The organism is Pseudomonadota bacterium (assembly GCA_030860485.1).
Taxonomy (GTDB): Bacteria; Pseudomonadota; Gammaproteobacteria; order JACCXJ01; family JACCXJ01; genus JACCXJ01.
Genome location: JALZID010000050.1, coordinates 1 through 22,863, shown reverse-complemented (window position 1 = coordinate 22,863; position 22,863 = coordinate 1). Strand labels below are relative to the sequence as shown.

The window sequence follows — 22,863 nt, the reverse complement described above, 5'->3', positions numbered from 1 at the left end:
CACCAGCAGGCTGCCAAACAGCTTCGCGAACCATTCCACCGGTCGTCCCTCCCTTGGTCTCGTCTCGATAACAAGATCATCGGTCAAACGCCCGGTGGATCTCAAATTTCAAATATGTTTGGCTAGGACTTGAGCACGACCCGCCCGTGACCCTTGCCTAAGCCCTTGCCTAGCGACGGCGTGAAGTTCCTGCGGATCTCATTGAGGCGTCTTCAATCAGCTTCAATGCAGCGTCGCTTTCCCTTGCCGACTAATTCAGCGATTCGGCTTGCGTTCAGAAGGCAAAACAGCGTATCCGGGTTCATGTGCCGTGGCCGCGGCAATAGAGACCCTCATTCAGGTCACCTTCGGCGCGAGCCGCGCCGCGATCTTCGTGAACTGCTCCAGCGCCGCCTCCAAATCATCGGCGATCTCGGCGGCGATGATGTCGGGCGCGGGCAGCGAGTCGGTGTCGGTCAGGGTCTTGTCCTTGATCCAGAAGAGATCGAGACTGAGCTTGTCCCGCTTTAATAGCTCTTCGTAGTCGTAGCAGCGCCAGCGACTTTCGGGGTTGTCCTCGGTCCACGTGGGTTTGCGCTTGTGCAGGCGGCCCGGCTTGTAGCAGGCGACAAATTCGTCGAAGTCACTTCGCTGGATGGGCTTCTGCTTGAGCGTGAAGTGTTGGTTGGTGCGCAGGTCATAGACCCAGAGCTTGTCGGTCCAGGCCTTGGCGCGGCCTTCCTTTTTGTCGAAGAAGATCACGTTGGCTTTGACACCGGGGGAATACCAGATGCCGGTGGGCAGGCGCAGCAGGGTGTGAACGCGGCACTTCTGCAACAGGTTCTTCCGCACCTTCTCCCCCGCGCCGCCCTCGAACAACACGTTGTCCGGAACCACCACCCCCGCCCGCCCGTCGATCTTCAAGACCGTGTAGATGTGCTGTACGAAGTTGAGTTGCTTGTTGCTGGTGGAGGTCCAGAAGTCCTCGCGGACGATGACCTGGTCGTCCTTCTCGGTGTCGCCCTCCTCGTTCACGAACAGGAGGCTCTGTTTCTTGCCGAAGGGGGGATTGGCGAGGATCACCGAGTATTCTTGGCTCCATGGCGCCGCAAGGCTGTCGTGTCCGGTATGGACCACCACCTTGTCGCCGCCGATGGCATGCAGATAGGCATTCATCGCGCACATGCGGCCGACCTTCGGCGACAGCTCCATGCCCTCCACAAGGTCTTCCTGCAAGGCGCGCTTTTCGTCGCGGTCGAGGTCGGCGCCGAAGCGGTCGAGCACGTACTGATAGGCACTGCAAAGAAAGCCGCCGGTGCCCGCCGCCGGATCGCAGATGCTGTCCTGTGGTGTGGGATGCACCACCTCGCACATGGCCTGGATCACCGGGCGCGGGGTGAAGTACTGTCCCGCGCCGCGCGAGGATTCCTGTGCCGAGCGGGAGAGCAGTTCCTCGTAGATGGTGCCCTTTACGTCCACGGGCAGCGAGAGCCAATCTACCTTGTCGAGCAGGTTGACGATGAGTTGCTTCAAAAGCGCCGGGTTGTGGATCTCGCAACGCGCGCCCTTGAAGATAACGCCGAGCATGCCCGGCTTCACGCCCAGCTTTTCCAGGCTCGCGCGATACCGATCCTCCAGCGCTGCACCGTCGAGCGGGAGCAGCGCCTTCCAGCCCAGATCAGGCGGCACGAGGGGCGCGCGGTTGTAGGGCTCTTCGGTGAGCTGATCCGCCATCTTGAGGAACAGTAGCAGGGTCAACTGCTCCACATACTCGAAGCAGGAAAGCCCGGCGTCCTGCAACACGCCGGCGTAACTCCAGGCCCGCTTGCCGATCTGGGATGCGTCCATCGGGAAAGAGGCTCGGCTTTCAGGCGGTCCGCAGGCGCTTCAGGAATTGCGCGGGTGTCACGGCCGGGATAGGCGAACGGCGATAATCCACCAGGTTACGCGTCACGATCGCGTCGGCCTGCCAGGCCAGCGCGGCGGCCGCCTGAAACGCATCCTCGACGTCCGACAGGGGCAGATCCAGAGCGCGCCGGGCGTCGGCGGTCGCCACGGGCGCCACCTCGACGAGGCGCAGCAGGCGTTCCAGAAAAGGCCGCCCGCCGCCGTTGAGCAGGTATGCGCAGTTGGCCACCGAGTGCCAGGCCACGGCCGCCGCGCCGCCCGCTTCGGCCCAGCGCAGCACGTCCGCGCTGTCTGCGACGAACGGTTCCCGTGCCAGCGCCACGTCCAGCAGGACGTCGGTATCCAGCAGGATTCTCAAGGGCGGCGGGCGATGTGGCGGGCGTGCAGGGCGTCGTAGAGCGGATCGCGACCGGGCTCCACGCTGCGTAGCTCGGCGCAGCCGAGCATCTCATCGACCAGCGAACCGCCCGACCCGGCCGCGTCCGGCGACCGGAGAAACGCCTCGATCAAGCCGGAAACAGTGGTGCGCCGCGCCCGTGCCACCGCCTTGGCGCGGGCGTGTACCTCGGGGTCTAGGGTGATGGTGACACGGGTCTTCATGCGTATGCATCGTAAGGATACCCGATGCATACTGTCAAGCCGGGAGTCTGCCGCCCCTCGACGCGCGGCGCCTTCGATTGCGTGCTCCGACCAGTTTCCTGCCGGCGTACTCGCGGGCGCGGGCCTCGCGCTCGGCGGCGATACGCTTTAGGAGTTCCGAGGCCGGCTCGTCGTTCGGGTTTTGCGGCACAAGCTGGCCGGTGAAAGCGTGGCGGAGGATGGCTTGCCGAAGTACCTGGGCGTTCTTCAGCTTGGCGTCTAGGTCGGCTTCGAGGTGGTCGATGACGGAGAGCTGATCTTCAACCGCGTCGACAATGGCTTCTTGTTCGGCGAGAGGGGGGAGCGGCAGCAGAGCCCTTTTCACGTCTTGTTGGTTAATGCTCGCCTGATTGACAGCCCACTTGGCATCTCTGGTAAGGCGCCGCCGGCCAGGTTCCGAACGGAGGTATAGCTCAACATACTTTGCCTCGCTCGCGGAGGCGACTTGGGCACGCATCATGTTTGACTCGAACAGGACCCCTTCGAGTCTGTCGGTGGCAAGTACGCACTTGCCCAGATGAGTCATGCTATTCACGCGATTGATGACCAAGTCGCGGTCACGCAAGGCGTATGTCGTGGTTGCTTTCTGGTCGGCCTCAACCCGCTTCAGTTCCTCGCGAGGCCGCACCCAGCCATTCTGAAAATCATCGATCCTCAGGATTTCTGTTCCGCGACCATAGAGGGTGTTCGGGAGATAGAGCCCGTTCTGCGGCCCTTCCACGAGTAACGTGTCGAGATTTGCCCAGCACCAGCCCTCCGGCAGCGGCGGTAGGTTGGTGGCGTCGGGGGGGACGGGTTCCTTGTACTTCGCCTTCCAGTTCTTGGGTGGCTCTTGGCCCTTGCCCTTGAACGTGGCCAGTTGAACTTCCTCCCAGCGGTGGCGGCGTTTGGCGAGGATGCGCTTGCGCAGTTCGGCGGCGGGCTCGGTGTGCGGATGCTGCGCGCGCCACTCGGCGGTGAGCGCCCCTTCCACCGCCGCCTTCAGCACCGAGGCGCGGTAGAGCTTCAGCTTCTGCCGCGCCCGCATGAGCGCCGCCACCCCGGCGTCGAGGTCGGAGAAGAGTTCGTCAGCAACGGACGCTATGCCCTCTTGCTCGGACATAGGCGGCAGCGGGAAAGGAATCTTCGCGAAGTTTACACGCGAAATTCGTTTACGCGTCGAGCCGCTCTGCAATGCGGCAACACGCTGACGCATCTGTGGAGCGTTGAGCTGGTGCATGAGCCATCGAGTGTGGATGGTGGTGGCTGGACGGACTACGCAAACATCCACGACGGTAACGCTGGCTTTCGTGTCGCCGGGAAACATACAGACACGGCCAAGCGGATCCGGCATCCGAGCGACAAGGAGATCGCGGGGGCGTAGGAACGTGCAACGCAGTTCGGCCGCTTTGGCAGAAGTCAGAAAGCGATTCGATTTGTTACGATATTCGCCATCGCCGACATCTGCGAGTTGTATCAGGCGAACATCCCCGGTGGGATCTTGATCTTTCGACTCCACCCAATCACCGTCGCAGAAGAGACCGTCGTGTCCGATGAGATCACCGACCTTTGCTTCCGCCCACCCCTTCGGCAATCCGTAGGATGCGGTGACCAACGGGAACCGCATCGTTCGCGATTGATGCGGTTCGCTTCGCTCACCACATCCTACGTTGGCTTCTTCCTTCTCCGTCACGCCACCAGCCTCTCATTCAGTTCCGCCATGAGCGGCCTGAGCGTGTCGCCGAAGAGCGCATGCGCTTTCCCAAGACTGCCGTGCTGGCCGAACCACCCGGTCTCGAAGTCTTCCGGCTCGATGGCGAGGCTGGTGGCGATGTGCTCGGCCATGCGGTCTAGCCATGCGCGTTGCTCTGACGTGAAGGTCTTGTCCGCGTCCCGCTCCTTTAGCCAGGCCTGATAGCGCTCCCGCAGTCGTCGCGATAGGGCACGAGGGTGAAGGTGGGAATGAGCGCGTGGCGCACCAGATTCACAAGATCGGCGAGTTGCTGCCCGCCGCTACCCTTGACCTTGTCGGCCTCCACCGCCTCGAACGAGCGCCAGAGTTGGGTGGGTGTGGCGGCAACCGGCGGGCGGGCGAGCGCGTCCTTCAACTGACGCAAATCCTTGAGCGAGAGCTTGAGCGGGCGTGTGCCGGCGTAGAGTACTTGTAGGGCGGTGAGCTGGTCCTTGTGCTCGGCGATCCAGGCGCGGAAGTCCTGCACCTTGTTGCGTGCTTTCTCCACCGCCGAGGCGTCGAAGCCGGCATAGAGCACGTCGTCGAGGTGTGGCGGTCGATGGTCTGCTCGTTCTGCTGGCGGATCTCCAGGATGCGGCGGCGTAATGCGGCCTTGAGGAAGGGAGTGACGGCAGCTTGGGCGAGCTGCTCGGCCGCCTGTTTGATCTGCTCTTTGGACGGCTCTCCGGTGACGCCGGCGAGATTCGTGGCCGCCTCGATCTGCGTATCCGGGTCACAGGCGTTCAGTAGCGCGTGCGCGAGATCGGGGAAGGACTTGCCGCCCGCGAGACCCTTGAGTTCGGCGAGCTGCGCCGGGCTGAATTCGTGCTGCAATCTGGCGAGGCGACTGGCGAGCGTGGTGAGGGCATCGGGATCTAGGCCACCCTGGGCGACGTACTCAAGGACCTGTTCGAGCGTCTTTGAGGGCTGACGATTCAACGTGTGGGAATCGGTCTTGTCCTGCTCGCACACACCGACGGCATCCACGATGATGAAGCGATCCTTGACGCGGGCCGACGGGCTGACGACGCGGGCTGCGCTATCCACTCCGCCAGGGTCTCGGGCCGGAAGAAGTTGAAGACCTGCCGGCTGCGCGGCGTGGGGTCGAGGCCGTTGGTGAAGTAGGTCACCTCGCCGTTGGACTCGAACAGGAAGGGCAGCGGGCGCGTGTGCGCAGGCAGCTTGTCGGGCAGCCGCCGGCGGCGTATTTCGCGGATTGCTCCTCGACGCCGGTGAGCGTGCCCTCGGCCTTCGCCTCCACCGCGCCCACGGCCTTGCGGTCGAGGTAGAGCAAATAATCGGCGAAACCGAAGCCGGACTTCATCGGGAACTCGCGTACGGCGATGCCGCGACGGGCGGTGAGGTCGAGGTCTGCGCGGTCCTGCACCAGCCAGCCGGCGACCATCAGGTCGGCATCGATCGCGCGGCGGGCTTTTTGTTCAGGGGTTTCAGCCATGGCGTCGCACCTAGCTAGCTGCGACGCGGCGATGTCCGTACGCCCTCGTCGAACAGGGCGCCCTGCTCAGGAATGGTGGCGCCGTTTCGGCCGCAATAGTCCCGGATCATCATCTTCGCCATGTTGGCGATGGAGCGGTGCTCCCGTTCCGCAGCCTTGCGTAGCGCCTCCTTTCTTCTCCTCAACCATCACGCTGCCACTGCCGCGCCCGCCAAGGGTCTATAGGCATCTGAAGCGAACAACTCAAAGCCGAGCGGCGGCGTGAACACGGCTTTGCAGAGCAACCGGAATTGCAGGGGCGCGTCTGGGTTGGCCCTTTCCACGGTCAACTTGACCTCGGCGATGTCCATCACGCGCCGCAGGTCCCGATTCAGATAGCGGGGGCAGTAACCCACCTTGACCGGCTCCTCGGTTTCCACCATGAGCGCGTTACGGTCATGGGTGTTCTCGTCATCCCGCTTCAGTTGCAGGCGGTCTCCAGCCTTCAGTCGGTCGAAGCATTGCCGTTCCCCCTCGTCGAGGTAGCGCAGCCCGTGGCTGAAGAAGAACAGCTCGATCTCGCCCCTTTCGTTCGGCTCGGGGTGCGCGTAGACGCAGAGCTGATCGGTAGCCCGTGTCCCGCCGGAGCGAGCCAGAAGCTGCATCGAATCGGCCTCCGCTTCCACTCCGAGCCATTGGACGTAATCCGGGTACTCAGGGCGTGAGCTGTCGAGTAGCCTATTGGAGAACAGCGGGAACAAGGTCTCCGACACGTAATGCTTTCGCAGGTCGTGCATGCGCCCCAGATAGTTGAAGCGCGGCGAGGCCAGCGCACCACGGGTATAAACGAACCGGTAATACCCCCGGTCGTAAGTCAGGCGGCCCACACTGTGCCAGCTACGGTTTTTCGGGTCCTGCCAGGCGATATAGAGCGCTTTCATGACGTGAGTTCCCCGTGGAGTAGTCGGCTCTGATTTAGTTCCAGCATGGTCAAGGCAAAATGCGCCGCCGTCTCACTGATCTCCGTAGCCGGTATCTGGCCAAAGATGCCTTGGCAGTCGCCGGGGGTAATCGCGTGCAATCTGTCTAGCCAATACCTTGCCGCTGGCGGTCGCTTTCGAGCCGCGAATTGAAAGGCGTCGATGGTCGCGAGAGGCGTAGTGTCCGTCTTCTTGGCATAGATTGCGGAGCGCGCCTTTTGCACGTAGCGGCTGATATGGCGTCCGCGATCACGGGTCGCCAGCCTCTCCCTGCGAGCCTCGTCGGTCTCGTTCTGGCCCAGGGAGGCTGCATGGTCGTACGACGGCGCTAGGTGGATGCAGCCCTGATAGTTGATCATACCCCAGTTTTCGTGGTGCCGGTCCTGGTTCGCGATCCAGGCATCCAGCAACAAATAACCGATGAACACGTCGAAGGCACTGCGAATCGAAGCATCCGGCGGCGCCCAATCCAATGGTAGCCGGATTTCGTCCAGGCTCAACAGGGCTTGAATGCGCCCCAGCGTATAGTCCCTGACCCGGCGGATTTGATGAGCCGGATAGTCCGTATGGATCTCCGCGAGCAGTTCATTACCCATGATGAGCCCACCATCCCGCGGGACGAAGGCGGGCGAGAGCACCCCTTTCTCGTGCTTCCAAATCGCAAGTTCGTAGTAGGCATGAGGTAGGCCAAGCAGTGTGCAAAGCTCCGCGGCAACCTTTTCTGCCCAGTTTTCCCCGGTTCCCGGTCTCCCGATCTTGAACAGGTAAACTTGTTCCCCGATATGCAACCAGAACTTCTGTTTGCTCCCCAGCTGCTCCGGAAGATCGGGCGCATTGTCTTCGATTTGGAGGACGGGATACATCCTAGCTTTGGCGCACTTGTGGCGAGCGCACGTACTTGAAGGACACGATGTTGCGCACGACGGGGACGTCGACGCCAGCTAATCAGAATCTGGTTGGATATGCACCCAATTCCATGGTCCCTCGCGGGGAGGTGCCTCTCCGGTGAAGCCGGGGGCTCAACCCGCGCCGAGCTTCTCCCGCAACAGCGCATTCAACCGCTGCGGGTTGGCCTTGCCGCGGGACTTCTTCATGACCTGGCCGACGAAGAAGGCGAGCACCTGCTCCTTGCCCTGGCGGTATTGTGCGACCTGGCTCGGGTTGTCGCGCAGGACCTCGTCGATGAGCGCGCCGATCGCGCCCTCGTCGGAGATCTGCTGGAGGCCGCGCGTCTCGATCACGGCGTCGGCATCGCCTCGGCCGTGCCACATGGCCTCGAAGACCTCTTTGGCGATCTTGCCCGAGATGGTGCCATCGGTGATCCGGCGCACGAGCCCCCCGAGCATGGTCGGATTGATCGGGCACTGGCCGATCTCCTTTCCCTCGCGGTTCAAGGCCCCCAGGACCTCGACCATGACCCAGTTGGCACAGGGTTTGGCCTGTCCGCCGCTCGCCGCGACGGCCCCCTCGTAGAAGTCGGCGAGCTCCCGGCTCGCGCACAGCACCGCGGCGTCATAGGCCGGCAACCCGTATCGGGCGATGAAGCGCTGCCGCTTGGCATCGGGAAGCTCGGGGAGGTCCGCCCGCAGCGCTTCGATGCACTCTTCCGAGAGCACCAGGGGGAGCAGGTCGGGATCGGGGAAATAGCGGTAATCGTTGGCCTCTTCCTTGTCGCGCATGGGGCGGGTCTCATTGCGATCGGGATCGTAGAGGCGCGTCTCCAATACCACGGTGCCACCCGCTTCGAGGACAGCGATTTGGCGTTCGATCTCGTGGTGGATGGCGCGCTCGACGAAGCGGAAGGAGTTGAGGTTCTTAACCTCTGCGCGCGTCCCGAGACGCGCCTCGCCCGTTTTTCGAACCGAGACATTGGCGTCGCAGCGGAACGAGCCTTCCTGCATGTTGCCGTCGCAGATCCCGAGGTAGCGGACCAGCGTGTGGATCCTGCGCATGTAAGCCACCGCCTCCCTGGCCGTGCGCAGATCGGGCTCGGAGACGATCTCGAGGAGCGGGGTCCCGGCGCGATTGAGATCGATGCCGGACATGCCGTGGAAGTCCTCGTGCAGCGACTTGCCGGCGTCTTCCTCGAGGTGGGCGCGGGTGATGCCGACGCGCTTGCTCGTCCCGTCCTCGAACGCGATCTCGGTGTGGCCCGCGGCCACGATGGGCAGCTCGTACTGGCTGATCTGGTAGCCCTTCGGGAGGTCCGGGTAGAAATAGTTCTTGCGCGCGAACACCGAGCGGCGACTCACCCGGGCCTCGATCGCGAGCCCGAACCGGACCGCCATGCGCACCGCTTCCCGGTTCAGGACCGGCAGCACCCCCGGCAGCCCGAGGTCAACGGCGCAAGCCTGGGTGTTGGGCGGGGCGCCGTAGGCGGTCGGGGCACCCGAGAAGATCTTGCTCCGGGTCGCGAGCTGGGCATGGATCTCCAGCCCGATGACCGGTTCCCAGCGTTTGTCAGTCACGCTCGCTTCCACGGGTCCTAGTCGATGCCCGGTGGCGTGCGCCGGTGCCAGTCGGTCACCTGCTGATAGCGGTGGGCGATGTTGAGGAGCCGCGCCTCGCCGAAGTGCTCGCCGATGAGCTGCAGGCCGACCGGCAGCCCCTCCGCGAAGCCGGCTGGGATGGACATCCCCGGCAGGCCCGCCAGGTTGACCGAGATGGTATAGATGTCGGAGAGATACATCGTGATCGGGTCGCCGGTCTTCTCCCCGAGCTTGAAGGCCACGCTGGGCGAGGTCGGCCCCATGATGACATCGACGCGCTCGAAGGCACGCCTATAGTCGTCGCGGATGAGACGCCGGATCTGCTGGGCCTTGAGGTAATAGGCATCGTAGTAACCGGCCGAAAGGGCATAGGTCCCGATCATGATGCGGCGCTTCACCTCGGCGCCGAAACCCTCGCCGCGCGAGCGGCAGTAGAGATCGTGGAGATCGGCCGGCGCGGCGCAGCGGTAACCAAAGCGTACCCCATCGAAGCGCGCCAGGTTCGAGGAGCATTCCGCCGGGGCGACGACATAGTAGGCCGGGATCGAGAGAGGGGTGTTGGGCAGCTCAATCTCGATTGCCCGTGCGCCTAGTCCTTCGAACCCTTTGATCGCGGCCTCGATGACCCGGGCGACGCCGGGATTGAGCCCGCTACCGAAGAACTCCTTGGGCAGACCGATCCGGAGCCTGGTGAGCGGGGCGTCGAGATTCGCCGTGTAGTCCTCGTCGGGGCGCTCGGCGGAGGTGGAATCGCGTGCGTCGAAGCCGCTCATGGCGTTCAATAGAAGCGCCGCGTCCTGTGCCGTGTAGGTGATGGGGCCCCCCTGGTCGAGGCTGGAGGCGAAGGCCACCATGCCATAGCGGGACACGCGGCCATAGGTCGGTTTGACGCCGGTCACACCGCACAAGGAGGCCGGCTGGCGGATGGAGCCGCCGGTGTCGGTGCCGGTCGCGGCCGGGGCGAGGCGTGCGGCCACCGCGCACGCGGACCCGCCCGAGGAGCCCCCCGGCACCCGCTCGCGGTCCCAGGGATTGCGCACCGGGCCATAGAAGCTGGTCTCGTTGGAGGAACCCATGGCGAACTCGTCCATGTTGGTCTTCCCGAGCATCACCATGCCCGCGGCCTGCAGGCGCTCGACCACCGTCGCGTCGTAGGGCGAGATGAAACTATCCAACATCTTCGAGCCACAGCTGGTCTTGACCCCCTCGGTGCAGAAGATGTCCTTATGGGCCATCGGGATTCCCGTCAGGGGCCCGGCTTCGCCCCGGCGGCGTGCGGCATCCGCGGCCCGCGCTTGGCCGAGGGCGCGCTCCGCGGTCACGGTGACGAAGCTGTTGAGCGCGGAATCGAGGCGCTCGATGCGGGCCAGGAAATGGCGGGTCAGCTCCTCGCTCGTGGTCTCGCCGCGGCGGAGCGCCACCGACAGCTCGGCAAGCGTCAGGTCGTGCATGCGGGACCCGAAAGTTATAAATAGAATGTTGAAAAATAGAATATAAAAGCTAGCCGATGACCTTGGGCACCAGGTACAGTCCTGCCGCCACCTCGGGCGCCCCGATCTGGAATGCCTCGCGCCGATCGGTCTCGGTCACGACGTCCTCACGGATCCTGAGCACCAGCTCGAGCGGGTGTGCGAGGGCCTCGATGCCGCTCGTGTCGACCCGGTTCATCTGATCGACGAACTCGAGGATCCCGGAGAGTTGGCGCGCATACTCCGGGACATCGGACTCGGCCAGTTTCAGCCTCGCGAGCCAGGCGATCTTCTGGACGGCGGCGTGATCGATGGACATGTCGACGGGTGGCGCCGGGTGGATGGATCCCGAGGATTATACCGTCGATTGTCTTATCCGGGGGGGCGGTCGGGAAAACCTGCTTGCCCTGGTAGCGACCCGCTGCTAGAGTGGCGCCGCAGCAAACCTACCTCTCAGCCCAAAGGGTCGCGTCCTTCTCGTGAGTTTCCCCGCTCCGAAGAAGCTGGCCGCACCGGTGGCCGAGCTGAACGCCCGCTTGCGGCGCGCACTTCCGGCGCGCGAGCGGCGAACGGTCCCGCACATGGTTTCGGGACTCACGGCCGGGCCACGGGTTTGACACGCGCTCCGCGGGCCGGCACCCGCCCGGCACCTGGATCCCTCGGAAATTTAGGTTATTATTCTATTATGTTCAGTCGCTTGCGTGGCCTTTACTCCAACGACCTTTCAATCGATCTCGGGACCGCGAATACGCTCATTTATGCGCGCGGCAAGGGGATCCTGTTGAACGAGCCCTCGGTGGTCGCGCTCCGCAAGGGGCCGGACCACTCCAACCACAGGAGCATCGCCGCGGTCGGCACCGAGGCCAAACGCATGTTAGGGCGCACCCCCGGCAACATCATGGCCATGCGCCCGCTCAAGGATGGGGTGATCGCCGACTTCACGGTGACCGAGAAGATGCTCCAGTACTTCATCCGCAAGGTGCACGGCGACCGGTTCCTGAAACCGAGCCCGCGGGTGCTGGTGGGTGTACCCTGCGGTTCGACGCAGGTGGAGCGCCGCGCCATCCGCGAATCGGCCTCGGGCGCCGGGGCGCGCGGCGTGTATATCATCGAGGAGCCGCTGGCGGCGGCCATCGGGGCGGGGCTCCCGGTCAGCGACGCCAGCGGCTCCATGGTCCTCGACATGGGCGGCGGGACCTCGGAGGTGGCGATCATCTCGCTCAACGGGATCGTGTATGCGGACTCGGTCCGCATCGGCGGCGACAGGATCGATGACGCCATCATCAACTACGTGCGGCGCAATTACGGCACCTTGATCGGCGAGGCCACCGCCGAGCGCATCAAGCACACCATCGGTTGCGCCTATCCGGGCGACGAGGTTCGCGAGATCGAGGTGCGCGGCCGCAACCTGGCGGAGGGCCTGCCGCGCAGCTTCACCCTGAACAGCAATGAGATCCTGGAGGCCATACAGGAGCCGTTGTCGGGGATCATCACCGCGGTCAAGACCGCCCTCGAAAAGACGCCCCCGGAGCTGGCCGCCGATGTGTCGGAGCGCGGCATGGTATTGACGGGTGGCGGGGCGCTGTTGCGCGACATCGACCGCCTGCTGCAGGAAGAAACCGGGATCCCGGTGATAGTCGGCGAAGACCCGTTGACCTGTGTGGCACGCGGCGGCGGGCGCGTGCTGGAATTGATCGATGAGCTGGGCCCGGAGGTGCTGTCGCTCGAGTAGGGCATGCGGCGGCAGTCGCTAGCGGGCCGGGAACATGTATAAGTTTACGGGAACATGTATAAGTTTATAAGATTACCGGGGGCAGGGGCGTAGCTTATGCACGGGAAGATCGGCAATGAAGACCTTGTTTCGTGACGGCCCGGCGCTCGGTTTCAGGCTCACGGCCTTGCTGCTCGCCTCGCTCCTGCTCATGACCCTCGACCACCGCTATAACCGGCTCGATCCGGTGCGCTCGGTCCTGTCGGTGGTGGTGTATCCGCTGCGCTACCTCGTCCACCTGCCGGCCACCTTGGCCGACTGGTCGTCGGAGTCACTGGTGACGCGCCGGTCGCTCACGGAAGAGAACCGCCGCCTGCGCCACCAGAACCTGTTGCTGAAGACGCGCTCCCAGCGCTACGCCGCGCTCGAGGCCGAGAACCTGCGTTTGCGGGAGTTGCTGGAATCTTCGGTCGAGCTCGACGACCGCGTGCTGGCGGCGGATGTCGTGGCCATGGAGCTCGGATCCCCTACCCGCGAGATGCTCCTCAACAAGGGCAGCCGGCACGGGGTCTATCGCGGCCAGCCGATCATCGACGGCAACGGGGTGGTCGGTCAGGTGGTCCGCGTCAATCCCATCTCCTCGACGGCGCTGCTCATCACCGATAGCAGCCACGCCTTGCCGGTGCAGGTGGTGCGCAGCGGCGTGCGGGCGGTGGCCACCGGCACCGGGTCGGGGGACGCCCTGGATCTGGCCTATGTGGCACCGAACGCCGATGTGAAGCCGGGTGATCTCATCGTGACCTCGGGGATGGACGGGCGCTTCCCGGCGGGCTATCCGGTCGGCGCGGTGGGGGAGGTGGCCCTCGACCCCAACGAGCCCTTCGCCCGCATCCACGCAGAGCCGAGCGCCAAGCTCAGCCAGATCCGCGAGGTGTTGCTGGTGTGGACCACGGAGCCGGAGGACGGGCGCGGGACCCCGCCCGCGGAGCGCGTCGTGCAGCGATGAGCGCGCCGGGCGCGGACGGCGTTCTCATCATCGCGACCTTTTTTCTCGCCCTGTTTCTAGTGGTCCTTCCGCTCCCGGAATGGGCCGCTGCCTGGCGCCCCGCCTGGGTGGCGATGGTGCTCGTGTACTGGTGCATGACACTCCCGGAGCGCGTCGGGGTGGGCACCGGATGGCTCATCGGTTTGCTTCTGGACGCGCTGCACGGCACACCGCTCGGTCAGAACGCCGCGGCGCTCTGCATCGCGGCCTACGTGACCGCCAAGAACTACCGGCGCCTACGCCTCTTCCCGGTGGTGCAGCAGGCGCTGTGGGTGGGGCTCATGATCTCCGTCAATGCGCTCCTGACGTGGTGGGTCCGGGGGATCCGGGGCCTCGAGGCGGACCCGGGCTATTACTGGCTGCCGGTCCTGACCAGCATGTTCCTCTGGCCGTGGGTGTTCCTGGTGTTGAGCGAGGCGCGGCGCCGCTATGCCGCCGCGCCCTGAACCCCTGCACGATGGTTGATCCCCTGGTTATCGCCGACCCTGCTACCGAGCAGTTCGTGTTTCGGCGCCGGGTATGGGTGGCGGCCGTGGCCATGGGTCTCCTCCTGCTGGTCATCGTGGGGCGCCTCCTCGAGCTGCAGGTGGTCGAGCATGGCCACTACACCACCCTGTCTCAAGACAATCGCTTGAAGGTGGTCCCGGTGCCGCCGACGCGCGGGCTCATCTACGCCCGTGATGGCTTCGTGCTCGCCGAGAACCGCCCCTCCTTCAGCCTGGAGGTGGTGCCCGAGCGGGCCGCGAAGATCGATGAGGTCGTCGGCGCCCTGCGGTCGATCATCGACATCACCGCCGAAGATCAGGCGCGATTCCAGCGCGTCTTGAAGTCCAAGCGCCGCTTCGAGGGCGTGCCGCTGCGCCTCGACCTCGACGATGGCGAGGTAGCGCGATTCGCCGTGGAGCGCCACCGCTTCCCGGGCATCGATATCGTGGCGCGCCTCACGCGGCACTACCCCCTGGGCCCGGAGATGGCGCATATCGTCGGCTACATGGGGCACATCGACGAGGCCGATCTTAAGGTCATCGACGTGCCCAACTACGGCGGTACCAGCCACATCGGGAAGAACGGCGTCGAACGCGTCCATGAAAACATCCTGCACGGCCGCGCTGGTTACCAGGAGGTCGAGGTCAACGCCGAGGGGCGCGTGCAGCGGGTCGTCAAAAGGGTCGCGCCGGAGCCGGGACGGGACCTCTACCTCAACGTCGACGCGGGCCTGCAACGCGCCGCCATGGAGGCCCTGGCCGGACACCGCGGAGCCGTGGTGGCCATCGACCCGCGTGACCTCGGGGTCCTGACGCTAGCGAGCACCCCGAGCTATGACCCCAACCTCCTCGCCTACGGCCAGCGACCGCGTTACTACCAGGAACTGCGCGATGCGCCCGACCGGCCCCTCTTCAACCGCGCCTTGCAGGGGCAGTATCCGCCGGGCTCGACCGTCAAGCCGTTCTTCGCACTGGCGGCCCTCGATTCCGGCGTGCGCAACCCGTCCAACACCGCATGGTGCCCGGGGTGGTTCAGCCTGGGCGGCCAGAAGCATCGCTATCGCTGTTGGAAGAAGGGCGGCCACGGGACTGTGCCGCTCAGGCGCGCCGTGGTGGAGTCCTGCGATGTGTACTTCTATCGTCTGGCCCAGGACCTCGGGATCGGCCGCATGCACGCCTACCTCGACCGGTTCGGCTTCGGCCGCAAGACCGGCGTCGATCTCCCCGCGGAGTCCACGGGTCTCATGCCCTCGCAGGCCTGGAAGCGCCGCGCCCGTCACGCGCCCTGGTATCCCGGTGAGACGGTGATCACGGGCATCGGTCAGGGGTATTTCCTCGCCACCCCGATGCAGCTCGCGACCGCCACGGCGATCCTGGCCAACGGGGGCCGGGTCCTGCCGCCCTCGGTCGGGGGTCACGCCCGCGACCGCGGCACCCAGATGCCCATCCCGCTACGGCCCGCGGACAAGGTCCCGGACATCGGCACGAGCACGGAGCACCTCGCCGAGATACTCGGGGCCATGGCCGACGTGGTGAACGCCTCGAACGGCACCGCGCGCCAGGTGGGGAGGGGCTCGACCTACCGGATCGCCGGCAAGACCGGCACCGCCCAGGTGTTCGGCATCAAGCAAAACCAGAAGGTCAGGAACGAGGAGCTGCCCGAGCACCTGCGCGACCACGCCTGGTTCATCGCTTTTGCGCCGGTCGAGGCCCCCCGGATCGCCCTGGTGGTGCTGGTCGAGCACGGTGGCAGCGGCAGTGGCGCGGCGGCCCCCATCGCCCGCAAGCTGCTCGATAGCTATTTGATGCGGGAAGCCGATTCACGGCAGTTGACCGGTGGATAGTTGAACGATGGACGAGCGGCCCATGGACAGGCGGCGGGGCCATCTCTATCGCCTGCACATAGACCCCTTCCTGCTCTGGGGCGTGCTGATCCTGTCCGCCATCGGTCTCGCGGTCCTCTACAGCGCCACCGGACAGGACCTGGGCGCCACCGCCCGTCAAGGCGCCCGCATGTTGTTCGGGATGGGCATCATGCTGGTCGTGGCGCGCCTGGCGCCGCGTTACTTCCTGATGTGGGCGCCGTGGTTATACGTCGCCGGTCTCTTGCTCCTGGTCGCCGTCGCGATCGCCGGCACCGGCAAGGGCGCGCAGCGCTGGCTGGATCTCAAAGTCGTCCGCTTTCAGCCCTCGGAGATGATGAAGGTCTTCGTCCCGATGATGGTCGCCTGGTACCTGCAGAAGAGACTGCTGCCTCCGCGCCTCGGCGACCTCCTGGCCGGTGCCGCCCTGGTGATCGTGCCCACGGTGCTCGTTGCCGAACAACCCGACCTCGGCACCGCGGTCCTGATCGCCGTGGGGGGCCTGTCCGTGGTGTTCCTGTCCGGGGTGAGTTGGCGTTCGATCGGGGTGGCCGCGACCGGTCTCGTCTTGTCCGCACCGTTCTTCTGGTATCACATGCACGACTACCAGCGCCAGCGCCTCCTGACCCTGGTCGATCCCACGGAGGACCCGCTCGGCACCGGCTACCACATCATCCAGTCGATGATCGCCGTGGGCTCCGGGGGGTTGTACGGCAAGGGCTGGCTCAACGGCACCCAGTCGCATCTCGAGTTCATCCCCGAGCGCTCCACCGATTTTATCTTCGCGGTCTTGTGTGAGGAGTTCGGTTTCATGGGCGTCATGGTGGTGCTCGCGCTCTACGTGGTGCTCATCGCGCGCGGGCTCCACATCGCGCTGGAGGCGCAGGGCCGCTTCGCGCGCCTCATGGCGGGCAGCCTGACCTTGACCCTGTTCATCTATGTGTTCGTCAATATGGGCATGGTCATCGGGCAGCTGCCCGTGGTCGGGATCCCATTGCCCTTCATCAGCTACGGGGGGACCTCGCTCGTGACTCTCCTGGCCAGTTTCGGTATCCTGATGTCCTTCCAGACCCACAGGCGTTTGCTGTCGGGATAGCCGTTGGGAGTAATAAAATCGGGGAGCGGGGAGTTGCGAAATCTCGTCGCATTGGTCTTGGGTCTGGTGCTGGCCTTGATCCTGGGTTGGACGGCGGGCGGGCTGGCCCTGGGCGACCCGCTCGATCCCAAGCTCGTCGACCCGTTCATCACCCAGATGGTCGATCGGCACGGTTTCTCGCGCCCCGCCCTCGAAACCCTGTTCGAGCAGGTGGAGCGTTCCGAGCGCGTGCTGGCCGCCATCTCGAAACCCGCCGAGGCCAAACCCTGGCACAGCTATCGCCGCATCTTCGTGACCCCGGAGCGGATCCGCGGAGGCGTGGATTTTTGGAAACGCCACGGCGAACTCCTGGGGCGGATCGCGGCGCATTACGGTGTGGCGCCCGAGGTCATCGTGGCCATCGTGGGCGTCGAGACCTACTATGGGGCCAATACCGGCGACTATCGCGTGGTGGACGCGCTTTCGTCCCTGGCCTTTTACTTCCCGCCGCGGGCGCCGTTCTTCACGAGCGAGCTCGAGGCCTTTCTGCTCATGACCCGTGATCAGAAATTGGACCCGCTCGCGCTCAGGGGCTCTTACGCCGGGGCCATGGGGATGCCGCAGTTCATCCCTACCAGTTACCGGCGCTATGCCGTCGATTTCGACGCGGACGGTCGGCCGGACATCTGGCACAGCGTCCCCGATGTGCTCGCGAGCGTCGCCAATTACTTCAAGGAGCACGGTTGGGAGGCCGGGCAACCGGTGGCGGTACCCGCACGCGTGACGGGCGATGCCTATCAGCCGTTGTTGTACGCCGGCAAGGCCCCGGAGATCGGTCTCGAGGCGTTCGCACAGGCCGGCGTCGTGCCACAAACGCCTGTCGCGGGCCAGCCGAAGGCGCTGCTCGTGGCCCTCGATAGCGAGGCGGGCAAGGAGTTCTGGGTCGGGCTCATGAACTTCTATGTGATCACGCGCTACAGCCGCAGCTCTTCTTACGCGATGGCCGTCTTCCAGCTCGCTCAGGCCATACGTGATCAGGCTGCAGGCGTACCCACCATCGGCCTTGGTGATAACAGCCTTGGTGATAACAACAGTAACGAATGGGCCATCGATGGTGGCGCGCGACACTGAGTCATTCGGTCTGCGATGCTATGCGCCCTGGGTCCCGTGCCTGGGCCTCTGTTTGGTCTTCGGCGGGTGCGGTCAGACGCCGGTGCGGGACGCGCGGCACACCGCGAACGCCCCCGCGAGCCGCGTGACGCCGGGCGCGATCCCGCGCGCGGAGCGGCTGAGTCGCTACGGCAATCCCGAGTCGTACGAGGTGTTCGGGCAAACCTACTACCCCTTGAAACACAGCCGGGGCTTCGTGGAGCGCGGGATGGCGTCCTGGTATGGCCCCGGGTTTCACCGCAAGCGCACCTCGAGCGGCGAGCCCTACGACATGTACGAGATGACCGCTGCCCACCGCGTCCTGCCGCTGCCGACCCATGTCGAGGTCACGCACCTCGGGACCGGGCGCAGGGCCGTGGTGAAGGTCAATGATCGCGGGCCTTTCAAGGACGACCGCGTCCTAGACCTCTCCTATGCCGCCGCGCAGAGCCTCGGGATCCATGCTCCCGGGACCGCATGGGTCGAGGTCCGTGCCCTGTCACCCGGTGCATGGACCGAGAGCGCCGAGACGGCCCCGATGCCGGCCGCCCCGGCCCAATCAAGAAACAAGAGGGTGGCGTATCTGCCCAGATCCGCCTCGCTGCCCTCGCACCACCCTGCCCGGCGCCGGGTGCACGCGCGGCCGAACTTATATAATTTTCACGTGGGGACGGCGGCCCAGCGCGGCCAACTAATGAGAACAGACAGTGCGCCGCGCCTGCGCGTGAGCACATCGGTTGCGGCGCTCGATCTCACTCCGCGGGAGGCACCGACGGCGTCCGGCGGCCCGGCGGAGCGCCACTGGTTCCTCCAGGTCGGCGCCTTCAGCGACGCCGCCAACGCGGAGCGGCTGCGCGCCCGTATCGGGGCGATGCTGGCGCCGATGCAGGGAACGGTGCACGAGCCCGCGGTCCACATCCGGCCGTCCCAGGTCGCCGACCGACACCTGTACCGGGTGCAGATCGGACCCCTGGTCGGCACCGAAATGGTCGAGCGGATCGGCGCGCGGCTGTCGAACGTCGGCCTGCGGGCGCATCGCGTCACGGCGGATCCGCTCTGAACCGGGTAGCGAGACGGCGCGTAACGAGACAGATCGGGAGTCATGAATCGCCTATCGCTTGGCGCGTGTGCCGCACTGTTGGGTCTCTGGTCGGTCTTCGCCTGCGCAGAGACTGTCGCGCCTCCGGTCCCCACCGGACCGAGCGTGAAGGTCCCGATCTATTTTCTCCTGGACGTGAATACCGGCCAGGTGCTCGCCGAAGCGCTCGCCGACGACCGCGCGAGCCCCGCGAGCCTCACCAAGATCATGGCCGTGTATGTGATTGCCCATGAGCTTGGACAGGGCAATATCAAGTTGGAGGACCCGGTGACCATCAGCGAGAACGCCTGGCGCATGGGCGGATCGCAGATGTTCATAGAGGTCGGCAAGCAGGTCTCGGTCAAGGATCTGCTGATGGGCATCATCGTGCAGTCCGGGAACGATGCCAGCGTGGCGCTGGCCGAGCACGTGTCGGGCACCGAGGAGGCGTTCACCGATCTCATGAACCAGCACGCGGCGCGCCTCGGTATGCGCAACAGTCACTTCATCGACGCCTCCGGTCTCGACCAACCCGAGCACTATACGAGCGCGCGCGACCTCGGCATCGTGTCGGCGGCCTTGATCCGGGACTTCCCGGAGGTCTATTCCTGGTTCAAGGTACACGAATTTACCTTCAACGGGATCAAGCAACCGAACCGCAACCGGCTCCTGTACCGTGATCCGTCGGTCGACGGCATCAAGACCGGATTTACGGACGACGCCGGTTATTGCCTGGCCGCCTCCGCGCTGCGCGACGGGATGCGGTTGGTTTCGGTGGTGATGAAGGCGGACAGCGAAAAACAGCGTATGGCCGCGACCCAGGCGTTGCTGAGCTTCGGCTTCCGATCCTACGCGACCCGCCGTCTCTACGAGGCCCATAAACCCCTGGCGCAGGCGCGCATATGGAAAGGCCAGGCCAAGGCCGCCGATCTCGGGCTCGTCGAGGACCTCTACGTCACGGTGCCGAGAAACCGCTACAAGGATCTCAAGGCGGCCATGGATATCAACCCGCGCCTCATGGCGCCTCTTCCCAAGGGTGGCCAGGGCGGCGTCCTCAAGGTCACGCTCGGTGACCAGGAACTCTTGGAGCGCCCCCTGGTCGCGCTCAAGGATGTGGCCGAGGCGCCCATCTACAGCCGCTGGATCGACGAGCTGTGGATGCTCGTCCAATAAATGCCGAGCTGTTACCTGAACGGCGAGGTGTTGCCGCTCGAGGAAGCACGCATCCCGGTCCTGGATCGCGGTTTTATCTTCGGCGATGGCGTCTACGAGGTGATCCCGGTCTTCGGAGGTCGCTTGTTTCGCCTGACAGAGCATCTCAAGCGCCTGGCGGCCAGCCTCAAGGCGGTGCGGATCCCGCGGCCGCTCGGTGATGACGAATGGGCCGCCATTCTCAAGACCCTCGTGGACCGGAATGGCGGCGGCAATCAATCGGTCTATTTACAGGTCACCCGCGGCGTCGCGCGTCGCGACCTCGTATTGGCGGAACCGGTGTCACCCACGGTCTTCGCCATGAGCAACCCGCTCACTCCCCCGCGCGAGCCCGAGCCGGTCGGCGCCGTCACCTGCGATGACATCCGCTGGCGGTATTGCTACATCAAGGCGATCGGCCTCTTGCCCAACGTCCTGTTGCGGTTGCAGGCCGCCGATGCCGGGGCCTACGAGGCCATCCTGATCCGCGACGGTCGGGTCACCGAAGGGGCGGCGAGCAATGTCTTCGCGGTCCACGCCGGTGTGGTGACGACCCCACCCAAGGGGCCGGAGCTTTTGCCCGGCATCACCCGCGATCTGATCGTCGAGCTGCTGCAGGCGGCCCACCTGCCCTGCCACGAGACCCTGATCTCGGCCGAGGCGCTCGCTAGCGCCGATGAGATCTGGCTCACCAGCTCCGTACGCGAGCTCTGCCCGGTCACGACCCTGGACGGTCGGCCCGTGGGCCCAGGGGTTCCCGGACCGCTATGGCGACGTGCCCTCGACTTGTATCAGGCTTACAAGCAACGGACTTGTCGGGACGAAGTCGAGGAATGCGTGCCGGGCTTACGAGGCCGCTAGTAGCGCTGAAACCACGAGACGCGCCGCAGTTAGCGAGCCGCGGTGAATGATGACGCACGGCTTGACCCCTCGGGGTCGGGAGGAATTCTTCGTGCTCGATCCGAGCACCGCAGCAGTGGTCACCGATGGGCAGCCCGTTCTGAAACGCCTCGAGCAGCAGGGTCTCCTCGGCGACAAGGGCTCCAGTTATATGGAAGAATTCCAGCGGTCCCTGATCGAAAGCCGTACGGCAATGTGTAAGACCCTGGGCCAGGTGCGTGCCACACTCCAACGGCTACGCAGCACGCTTGTGCAGGCCGGGAGAGACGAGGCCCGTTGGATCGTAGCGGCAGGAACCTTGCCGCTAGCCGACTGGCGCACGCAGCGCATTACCTCCAACTCGCGCTACGAGCGCATGCTCCAGATGCAACAGCAGGTGGCCCGCGAGCAAATGATCTGCGGTTTCCACCTCCACGCAGGGATCAACGACCGGGAACTTCATAAACCGAGTGCGGCCGTGGTTGCCCGCTCTGTCCCGCGCGATGCGACTCCGTGTCTGACGGGGCTCTCGGCGGAGCGGACCGCGCCCCACTACCGTTATGAGGCGTCACGAGGTGCCATGTCATGTTCCGAAACCTGATCTCGGTCGCATCCTGTTGCTCTGGCATCCCGGCCTCTGGGCCCATGCCTTTCTGGAACGTGCCGAGCCCGCCCCCGGGAGCGTGTCCACCGAGGCCCCCACCGAGATCCGACCGCCGAGGGCTTCCGCGACGCCCGCTCGCGGAGCGTCCCCCCACTGCAGGGTTGGGCGGCCGCTTTGCTCCTCGTGCGCAACCCAAGCGTTCATCGGCCTAGCTAGCCGTCCGATCACGCACCTGAGTCTTCACATATGGCGGCTCGCCGTGCAAGCAGACTATTGATGCGCCATCCCTTCCTGTCCGATACCTCGAAGCTCCAGCCGTGCGACTCGACGCGCTCGCCTAGCGCCGGTATCCGGCCGAAAAGGAACACAACGAAACCGGCAAGGGTGTTGAAGTCGCCGTCCGGGAGCTTGCCAAGATCGAAGCGCTGCTGCGCGTCGTAAATCGACATTGCGCCATCGACGAGGAATGAGCCGTCCTCCAGCTCTTTCACCTCCGGCTCTGGGTGCTCTGCGTCCGGCAGATCGCCCGTAATCGCCTCGAGCAAATCGGTCTGTGTGACAATCCCTTCCAAACCGCCATACTCATCGACCACCAACGCAATATCAACAGGCGCTCGTTTAAACATGTCGAGCGTATCGAGAATCGACGCGCCCCCGTGCATCGCTCTGGGTTCTTGCACCGCGCGTATGAGGTCAAACTCTTTGTCATCGAGACAGAGCGCCAGGATGTCTTCCTTACGTGCGATACCGACGACATCGTCCACGGATCCGCGGCTTACCAGGAACTGACGATGGGCGCTATTGCGAACTTCGGCCAACACGGTCTCCTTGGGATCGCCCGGATCGATCCAGGCGACCTCCGGCCGGGGCGTCATAATCGTTTGCACCGGCCGGTCGGCGAGCGCGAGGACATCGCGCACCATTGCCTTCTCTGCGGGCGCGAATTCCTGTTCCGTCGCGGCCTCCGGTATCACCACGCTCACGTCTGCGCCTGTCGCGGCCGAGGATGGCACAGGAACACCGCCCAGGAGTCGCAACACCGTGTCGGCCGTGCGCCGCCGGCGCGGCATCGAGGCCGCCCATTTTCTGCGATTGCGGAGTGCAAGTTGATTAAAAGCCTCGATCACCACCGAGAAGCCGATGGCGGCGTAGAGGTAACCCTTAGGTATGTGAT

Annotated in this window: 23 protein-coding genes and 1 pseudogene; 11 read left to right on the top strand and 13 right to left on the bottom strand. The window is 64.9% G+C overall.

Annotation, left to right across the window (positions count from 1 at the left end; genetic code table 11):
* Positions 1-336: 336 nt before the first annotated feature.
* The 5 genes and pseudogenes from M3461_02855 to M3461_02835 all read right to left on the bottom strand — a co-directional run bounded on the left by M3461_02855 (position 337) and on the right by M3461_02835 (position 4,724).
* Positions 337-1,827: a type I restriction-modification system subunit M gene (locus M3461_02855; GenBank protein ID MDQ3773377.1), complete on the bottom strand. Its 1,491-nt coding sequence runs from the start codon at positions 1,825-1,827 to the stop codon at positions 337-339.
* A 19-nt stretch (positions 1,828-1,846) separates the two neighbouring features.
* Positions 1,847-2,245: a PIN domain-containing protein gene (locus M3461_02850; protein ID MDQ3773376.1), complete on the bottom strand. Its 399-nt coding sequence runs from the start codon at positions 2,243-2,245 to the stop codon at positions 1,847-1,849.
* A complete protein-coding gene (locus tag M3461_02845; protein MDQ3773375.1) occupies positions 2,242-2,487 on the bottom strand; it encodes a DUF6364 family protein in 246 nt (81 codons plus the stop codon). The genes M3461_02850 and M3461_02845 overlap by 4 nt, the downstream gene beginning before the upstream one ends.
* A gap of 34 nt (positions 2,488-2,521) precedes the next feature.
* Entirely contained in the window at positions 2,522-4,198 is a 1,677-nt protein-coding gene (locus M3461_02840) for a restriction endonuclease subunit S (protein MDQ3773374.1), read from the bottom strand.
* Positions 4,195-4,724: pseudogene (locus M3461_02835) on the bottom strand (hypothetical protein). The gene M3461_02840 and the pseudogene M3461_02835 overlap by 4 nt, the downstream one beginning before the upstream one ends.
* 455 nt (positions 4,725-5,179) lie before the next feature.
* Here M3461_02835 and M3461_02830 point away from each other — a divergent pair.
* Positions 5,180-5,362, top strand: a complete 183-nt coding sequence (locus M3461_02830) for a hypothetical protein (GenBank protein MDQ3773373.1) — start codon at positions 5,180-5,182, stop codon at positions 5,360-5,362.
* A gap of 1 nt (position 5,363) precedes the next feature.
* Here M3461_02830 and M3461_02825 read toward each other — a convergent pair whose 3' ends face one another.
* The 7 genes from M3461_02825 to gatC form a co-directional block, all read right to left on the bottom strand.
* Positions 5,364-5,693 (bottom strand): hypothetical protein, encoded by a 330-nt coding sequence (locus tag M3461_02825; GenBank protein ID MDQ3773372.1) that lies wholly within the window; start codon positions 5,691-5,693, stop codon positions 5,364-5,366.
* Between the two features lie 14 nt (positions 5,694-5,707).
* Positions 5,708-5,878, bottom strand: a complete 171-nt coding sequence (locus M3461_02820; GenBank protein ID MDQ3773371.1) for a hypothetical protein — start codon at positions 5,876-5,878, stop codon at positions 5,708-5,710.
* A 3-nt stretch (positions 5,879-5,881) separates the two neighbouring features.
* A complete protein-coding gene (locus M3461_02815) occupies positions 5,882-6,613 on the bottom strand; it encodes an HIRAN domain-containing protein (GenBank protein MDQ3773370.1) in 732 nt (243 codons plus the stop codon).
* A complete protein-coding gene (locus M3461_02810; GenBank protein MDQ3773369.1) occupies positions 6,610-7,515 on the bottom strand; it encodes a phosphatidylinositol kinase in 906 nt (301 codons plus the stop codon). The genes M3461_02815 and M3461_02810 overlap by 4 nt, the downstream gene beginning before the upstream one ends.
* Before the next feature lie 156 nt (positions 7,516-7,671).
* A complete protein-coding gene (gene gatB, locus M3461_02805) occupies positions 7,672-9,120 on the bottom strand; it encodes an Asp-tRNA(Asn)/Glu-tRNA(Gln) amidotransferase subunit GatB (protein ID MDQ3773368.1) in 1,449 nt (482 codons plus the stop codon).
* 17 nt (positions 9,121-9,137) lie between these two features.
* Positions 9,138-10,592 carry an Asp-tRNA(Asn)/Glu-tRNA(Gln) amidotransferase subunit GatA gene (gene gatA, locus M3461_02800; GenBank protein ID MDQ3773367.1) on the bottom strand — a complete coding sequence of 485 codons (1,455 nt, stop codon included), beginning with the start codon at positions 10,590-10,592 and terminating at the stop codon, positions 9,138-9,140.
* Between the two features lie 49 nt (positions 10,593-10,641).
* A complete protein-coding gene (gene gatC / locus M3461_02795) occupies positions 10,642-10,929 on the bottom strand; it encodes an Asp-tRNA(Asn)/Glu-tRNA(Gln) amidotransferase subunit GatC (protein ID MDQ3773366.1) in 288 nt (95 codons plus the stop codon).
* A 366-nt stretch (positions 10,930-11,295) separates the two neighbouring features.
* On the opposite strand from gatC, the gene M3461_02790 reads away from it, so the two are divergent.
* The 10 genes from M3461_02790 to M3461_02745 all read left to right on the top strand — a co-directional run bounded on the left by M3461_02790 (position 11,296) and on the right by M3461_02745 (position 21,686).
* Positions 11,296-12,342 (top strand): rod shape-determining protein, encoded by a 1,047-nt coding sequence (locus tag M3461_02790; protein ID MDQ3773365.1) that lies wholly within the window; start codon positions 11,296-11,298, stop codon positions 12,340-12,342.
* A gap of 115 nt (positions 12,343-12,457) precedes the next feature.
* Positions 12,458-13,327, top strand: a complete 870-nt coding sequence (gene mreC, locus M3461_02785) for a rod shape-determining protein MreC (protein ID MDQ3773364.1) — start codon at positions 12,458-12,460, stop codon at positions 13,325-13,327.
* Positions 13,324-13,812: a rod shape-determining protein MreD gene (mreD, locus tag M3461_02780; protein MDQ3773363.1), complete on the top strand. Its 489-nt coding sequence runs from the start codon at positions 13,324-13,326 to the stop codon at positions 13,810-13,812. Before mreC ends, mreD begins: the two co-directional genes overlap by 4 nt.
* Before the next feature lie 11 nt (positions 13,813-13,823).
* Positions 13,824-15,695, top strand: a complete 1,872-nt coding sequence (gene mrdA, locus M3461_02775) for a penicillin-binding protein 2 (GenBank protein MDQ3773362.1) — start codon at positions 13,824-13,826, stop codon at positions 15,693-15,695.
* A gap of 22 nt (positions 15,696-15,717) precedes the next feature.
* Positions 15,718-16,809 (top strand): rod shape-determining protein RodA, encoded by a 1,092-nt coding sequence (gene rodA, locus M3461_02770; protein ID MDQ3773361.1) that lies wholly within the window; start codon positions 15,718-15,720, stop codon positions 16,807-16,809.
* Between the two features lie 33 nt (positions 16,810-16,842).
* Positions 16,843-17,919 carry a lytic murein transglycosylase B gene (mltB, locus tag M3461_02765; protein MDQ3773360.1) on the top strand — a complete coding sequence of 359 codons (1,077 nt, stop codon included), beginning with the start codon at positions 16,843-16,845 and terminating at the stop codon, positions 17,917-17,919.
* Positions 17,900-18,997, top strand: coding sequence for a septal ring lytic transglycosylase RlpA family protein (locus M3461_02760; protein ID MDQ3773359.1), 1,098 nt, complete (start codon positions 17,900-17,902; stop codon positions 18,995-18,997). The genes mltB and M3461_02760 overlap by 20 nt, the downstream gene beginning before the upstream one ends.
* A gap of 42 nt (positions 18,998-19,039) precedes the next feature.
* The gene (locus tag M3461_02755; GenBank protein ID MDQ3773358.1) at positions 19,040-20,188 is read left to right on the top strand and encodes a D-alanyl-D-alanine carboxypeptidase; all 1,149 of its coding nucleotides are present in this window, start codon (positions 19,040-19,042) and stop codon (positions 20,186-20,188) included.
* The gene (locus tag M3461_02750; GenBank protein MDQ3773357.1) at positions 20,189-21,067 is read left to right on the top strand and encodes a D-amino acid aminotransferase; all 879 of its coding nucleotides are present in this window, start codon (positions 20,189-20,191) and stop codon (positions 21,065-21,067) included.
* Between the two features lie 46 nt (positions 21,068-21,113).
* Positions 21,114-21,686: a glutamate-cysteine ligase family protein gene (locus M3461_02745; GenBank protein ID MDQ3773356.1), complete on the top strand. Its 573-nt coding sequence runs from the start codon at positions 21,114-21,116 to the stop codon at positions 21,684-21,686.
* A gap of 227 nt (positions 21,687-21,913) precedes the next feature.
* Here M3461_02745 and M3461_02740 read toward each other — a convergent pair whose 3' ends face one another.
* On the bottom strand, positions 21,914-22,819 hold the full coding sequence (locus tag M3461_02740; protein ID MDQ3773355.1) for a hemolysin family protein: 906 nt from the start codon (positions 22,817-22,819) through the stop codon (positions 21,914-21,916).
* Positions 22,820-22,863 lie beyond the last annotated feature (44 nt).

Excerpts from the sequence above, each read along its gene's own strand:
- M3461_02755 (MDQ3773358.1), top strand. The coding sequence starts at position 19,040 with ATGAATCGCCTATCGCTTGGCGCGTGTGCCGCACTGTTGGGTCTCTGG.
- M3461_02745 (MDQ3773356.1), top strand. The coding sequence starts at position 21,114 with ATGATGACGCACGGCTTGACCCCTCGGGGTCGGGAGGAATTCTTCGTG.
- mreD (MDQ3773363.1), top strand. The coding sequence starts at position 13,324 with ATGAGCGCGCCGGGCGCGGACGGCGTTCTCATCATCGCGACCTTTTTT.
- gatC (MDQ3773366.1), bottom strand. The coding sequence starts at position 10,929 with ATGTCCATCGATCACGCCGCCGTCCAGAAGATCGCCTGGCTCGCGAGG.
- M3461_02760 (MDQ3773359.1), top strand. The coding sequence starts at position 17,900 with ATGGTGGCGCGCGACACTGAGTCATTCGGTCTGCGATGCTATGCGCCC.
- mreC (MDQ3773364.1), top strand. The coding sequence starts at position 12,458 with ATGAAGACCTTGTTTCGTGACGGCCCGGCGCTCGGTTTCAGGCTCACG.
- M3461_02790 (MDQ3773365.1), top strand. The coding sequence starts at position 11,296 with ATGTTCAGTCGCTTGCGTGGCCTTTACTCCAACGACCTTTCAATCGAT.
- M3461_02810 (MDQ3773369.1), bottom strand. The coding sequence starts at position 7,515 with ATGTATCCCGTCCTCCAAATCGAAGACAATGCGCCCGATCTTCCGGAG.
- M3461_02750 (MDQ3773357.1), top strand. The coding sequence starts at position 20,189 with ATGCCGAGCTGTTACCTGAACGGCGAGGTGTTGCCGCTCGAGGAAGCA.
- M3461_02825 (MDQ3773372.1), bottom strand. The coding sequence starts at position 5,693 with ATGGCTGAAACCCCTGAACAAAAAGCCCGCCGCGCGATCGATGCCGAC.
- mrdA (MDQ3773362.1), top strand. The coding sequence starts at position 13,824 with ATGGTTGATCCCCTGGTTATCGCCGACCCTGCTACCGAGCAGTTCGTG.
- M3461_02855 (MDQ3773377.1), bottom strand. The coding sequence starts at position 1,827 with ATGGACGCATCCCAGATCGGCAAGCGGGCCTGGAGTTACGCCGGCGTG.
- M3461_02815 (MDQ3773370.1), bottom strand. The coding sequence starts at position 6,613 with ATGAAAGCGCTCTATATCGCCTGGCAGGACCCGAAAAACCGTAGCTGG.
- gatA (MDQ3773367.1), bottom strand. The coding sequence starts at position 10,592 with ATGCACGACCTGACGCTTGCCGAGCTGTCGGTGGCGCTCCGCCGCGGC.
- M3461_02845 (MDQ3773375.1), bottom strand. The coding sequence starts at position 2,487 with ATGAAGACCCGTGTCACCATCACCCTAGACCCCGAGGTACACGCCCGC.
- rodA (MDQ3773361.1), top strand. The coding sequence starts at position 15,718 with ATGGACAGGCGGCGGGGCCATCTCTATCGCCTGCACATAGACCCCTTC.